This window comes from Lyngbya sp. CCY1209 (genome assembly GCF_035615495.1).
GTDB lineage: Bacteria > Cyanobacteriota > Cyanobacteriia > Cyanobacteriales > Microcoleaceae > Limnospira.
In genome coordinates this window covers 1-4,270 of record NZ_JAJENU010000068.1, presented here as the reverse complement: position 1 = coordinate 4,270, position 4,270 = coordinate 1, and the positions used below count along the sequence as shown (strand labels likewise).

The following is a 4,270-nucleotide window of genomic DNA, read 5'->3' as shown; positions in this document are numbered from 1 at the left end:
ATTGGGGGGAGAATTGGGGGGAGAATTGGGGGGAGAATTGGGGGGAGAATTGGGGGGAGCCAGAGGAGGCAACGCTAGAAACTTCAACGGGGACTTTCTGATTCCCCCCTTTCCAAGGGGGGTTAGGGGGGATCTTTTCCGGCTGTGCCTCATTATCGCGCAAAGTGCTGTATATAAACAGCCCCGGGGAACAATAATTCCCCGGGGCTGTTTCATGACCGTTTGAGGGGTAATACTCCTCACCCAAAATGTCGCGATCGCAAAATTTATCATCATATCCGATTGGAGCTTCACAAACAATGGGGTTTTGTAAAGTTTGGCGGGTTTCGATGTAAAGATTGGGTGAAGTTTTCCCCCCGCTCCGCACCCATGACCCCGCGATCGTAAAAATTTTCATCTTATCCGATTGGAGCTTCACAAACAATGGGGTTTTGTAAAGTTTGGAGAGCTTTTATTTTCTTTTAACCCGAATTACATCAGTTTTTGATATTAAGCCTCCAATTCTATGGACTTCCGAAGGCCAACACTTAGTCTATTTTCAATAAATCACGAAATATAATTTTTCCTACAACCGCCACCTGATAGATACTTTCGACCTTCTTCAAAGCGACTTTGACCGACGTTTCCTTCGTCGGCACCCGCCTGCGGGGGACGAACTTTGAAGAAACCAACTGGTTGAATGTCAACGCCAGCGGCGCCAACTTCCGCCCCAGCGCCAACTTCCCCACCACCAGCCTCTTCAAAGCGACATTAGAAAATGTCAACCTCAGCGGCGCCAACCTGCGGGAAGTCAATTTATCCGAGATCAGCACCAACGGCATCAACCTGTCCAATGCTTTATTGCAGGATGCCAACTTATTCAAAGCTGAAATCTCCGGAGAACAGTCCAACCGCCCCGACCTGAGCGGAGCCAACTTCACGGGAGCCGACCTGCTCGAAGCCAACCTGAAAGCCGCGGATTTAACAAATACCAACTTCACGAATGCCAACCTGCAACTGGTATCTCTCGAAGGAACTCTCATGGTCGGCACCAATTTCACCGGCGCCAATTTCGCGGGAGCCAGCCTCACCGATATCACCCTGAGTAATGCCATCTTCGACGGCGCCAACTTGGCGGGGGTCAACGTGACGGATGTCGATCCCGCGACCGCCGACATCAACACCAATGCCAGCTTCGTCGGGGCCAATCTGACCAACTTCAGCGCGGAAGACCTCAACCTGGGGGGAGCCGTCTTCACCAACGCCCAACTGGCCGGCGCGTCGTTTGCCGACACTTTCCTCGGAAATGCCAATTTCGCGGGCGTATTCGCAGAGGGTATTTTCCTCGAAGGTGCAGACCTGAGCAACGCCAACTTCACCGGAGCCGACCTCAGCGGCGCGAATCTCAACGGAGCCGACCTCAGCGGTGCCGACTTGAGCGGTGCCCAACTCGACGGCGCGAATCTGGTGGGCGCGATTCTCACCGGTGCCCAACTCGACGGCGTCATTTTAGATAACGCCTTCGCCGAGAAAACCGACCTGTCCGGCGTCAACCTGACCGGGGCCAGCTTGGTGGGTGCCAACCTGAAAGAAGTGGTTGCGGTCGGCAGCAATTTCCAGGATGCCAACCTCAGCGGCGCCAACCTGGAAGTCGCCATCCTCACCAACGCCGACTTCGGCGACGGACCCGACGCCGCCGATACCCTCGGGGCGGATTTGAGCAACGCCAACCTCACCAAAGCCGACCTGACCGGGGCGGATTTGGAGGGGGCGAATTTGAACGGTGCAATCCTGACGGATGTTATCGGCCTGAGCGGAGGTTCCGGCGGTGGCGGGGCGACTTCCACATCTGGCAACGACTCTCTCACCGGCGGCGATGGCAGCGACACCATCGACGGCGGCGCCGGGAACGATACCATCAACGGTGCCGGAGGGGCCGACAGCCTCTTGGGTGGCGCCGATGCGGATACTATCTACGGAGATTTGGGCGTCGCCGAAAGCTTGTCCGGCAACGATACCATCGACGGCGGGGACGGAAATGACCTTCTCGACGGCAACTTCGGGGCGGATGTGATTTCCGGCGGCGTCGGGTTCGACATCCTCTTCGGCGGCGCGACGGGAGGAAGCGAAACCGCCGCCGACACGCTCACCGGCGGTGCGGATGCCGACCTGTTCCGGTTGGAAGCCACGGGCTTTTTAGTCGAACCGGTGGAGCCTTCATTCCCGCCGGCCCCCGCTCCCATCGAACCGTCTGGGGACATCATCACGGATTTCTTGGATGGGACTGACTTGCTCGAATATGAGTTTGCCACCGGTGTTGTCGATCTCAATGAATTGATGATCACGGGTAACGGTACGTCCCAGGTGACGATCGCCGTATTGAATGACGGTTCTGTGGAGGGATTGCCCGACTACACCGAAACCGTCGCCGTTTTGAACGGTGCGGGCGGCTCGGCTATCACCATTGCCGAGGATGATTTCTTGCTGTAAAAATCCCCGGATCGATTGATAGATCGGTCATCTTGAGATCGAGGTTGCGATCGCCCGGACATTGGAAGTCTGGGGCGATCGCTCTCTCATGAATGGGATCGAAAAAGTATCGGCAGTTACGATAGGACAGGCCGACCGTTCTTTCCAGCTCATTGATATAGCAATCGGGAACTATTGGCAAATAGTCGCGCCCCCGAACCCTTGCCGAAGTCAGAAATGACGGCGCGACATTCTCAAGGCTCCTTGCGGTTCGGATTCCCGGCCCCACCTTTCGTCAACCCATCACACTCTCTCTCAGAGGAGGTTTCAGCGTTTTTGCGGGCGGTTTTCTTTCGAGATTGAATGGAAACGTGAAATAGAGGAACGTGGTGACACGACGGCTATCTCGGGTATCGGCGGTCAATAAGTTAAGAATTTTGACCCGATCTTAAAGATATTTTAAAAGCGATCGGGTCGCTCATATAATTGAGCATCCGGTGTTATAAAATGGCGGAGTCGCCCGAGTCGATTATTGAGGCTTCGAGTTGATATCAAGTCCCGAAGGACACCGACGATGTCAGTCCAGTCCGAATCTCAGTGTACTGGGGTTTGACCGGATTGACGGTGCAGGGTTGCTTTGGGGCGATCGAGCGGACTGGATAGGATTCAAAAATATTAAGTTTGAAAACTTTTATAAGGAGGAATGAAAAATGGAGGAAAGCGGTAATTTGGCGTTTTTGACGCCCAGCTTTTTTGGCGATTTTGAACAATGTCGATTGCTCAACGAAAGCTTGGCGAGGTTCGTGAAAGATGACTACCACCACTACATTGTGGTGGATGCTGCCGACTATTCCTTGTTCAAGGTACTCGACAGTTCCCATACAACTGTACTGACGAAAGAAGATGTATTGCCATCCTGGGTCAGCCGATTTCGCTTCAAAGTTCCTCGCAAGAACCGCTACTTTCGATTGAGCTGGAAATCCCGCCCCATTCGGGGTTGGATTGCCCAACAAATGGCGAAGTTGCAGGTCTGTGTACAATTGAAGCAAAGCACAGTTATTATCGTTGACTCGGATGTATTTGTTTGCCGGGATTTCGCGCTTTCAGATATCATGCAGGATGGAAAAGTTCCGCTTTATCTGAAACCCAACGTGATTTTTGCTGAAGAGTTACCGATGCATATTGAGTGGTTCAAAACCGCCAATTCAATTTTGGGGTTGCCAGAGCGAGAATTGCCCGGACCGGACTTTATTTCTCCGTTTACCTGCTGGAAGCCCGATATATTGCAGCAAATGCGGACTCAGATTGAGAAGACCTGCGAACAGGACTGGATGGTTGTGATTGCCCGCAACTGGAACTTTTGTGAGCCGGTGGTTTACGGGACTTATTTAGAGTATACCGGTCCGGATAAATGTGGGCATTGGGCGACGGATAAACCGCTGTCCTATAGCTGGTGGAACCCCACAGCGATCGGAACTGAAGAGATGCAAGAATTTCTTCAGAAGATCCCCGACCAATGCTATGCCGTGAACATTCAGTCCAAGGCAGAATTCTCGATCGATACCTACAAGCACCTGGTGAAGTCATTCTTCTAAACTATGCCTGGGTGAAAGGAGTAGGGACGATTTGTTTTCTTGCCCCTACAATGGCTCTCTTTGACCCTCGGGAAAATTTACCTTGACCCTTGCTCCCTCCCTCCCTACACCTGATTAAGAGAGTCTGTCTGGTAAATAACTGGATCGGATCACCCAGCGCTGTATCTCGCCCCCAAACCCCCAATTCTGGGGGCTTTTTCCCGGCACCCAGCGCTGTATCTCGCCCC

General features: G+C 53.2%; 2 protein-coding genes. Both read left to right on the top strand.

The window, feature by feature from the left end:
- Positions 1 to 612: 612 nt before the first annotated feature.
- A complete protein-coding gene (locus tag LKE08_RS00350) occupies positions 613 to 2,469 on the top strand; it encodes a pentapeptide repeat-containing protein (RefSeq protein WP_324702205.1) in 1,857 nt (618 codons plus the stop codon).
- A gap of 689 nt (positions 2,470 to 3,158) precedes the next feature.
- Complete coding sequence (locus LKE08_RS00345; RefSeq protein ID WP_324702204.1) at positions 3,159 to 4,043, top strand: DUF6492 family protein; 885 nt, start codon at positions 3,159 to 3,161, stop codon at positions 4,041 to 4,043.
- Positions 4,044 to 4,270: the final 227 nt, after the last annotated feature.

What these genes read in the sequence shown, in the direction of transcription:
- LKE08_RS00345 (WP_324702204.1), top strand. Translation starts at nt 3,159, where the DNA reads ATGGAGGAAAGCGGTAATTTGGCGTTTTTGACGCCCAGCTTTTTTGGC.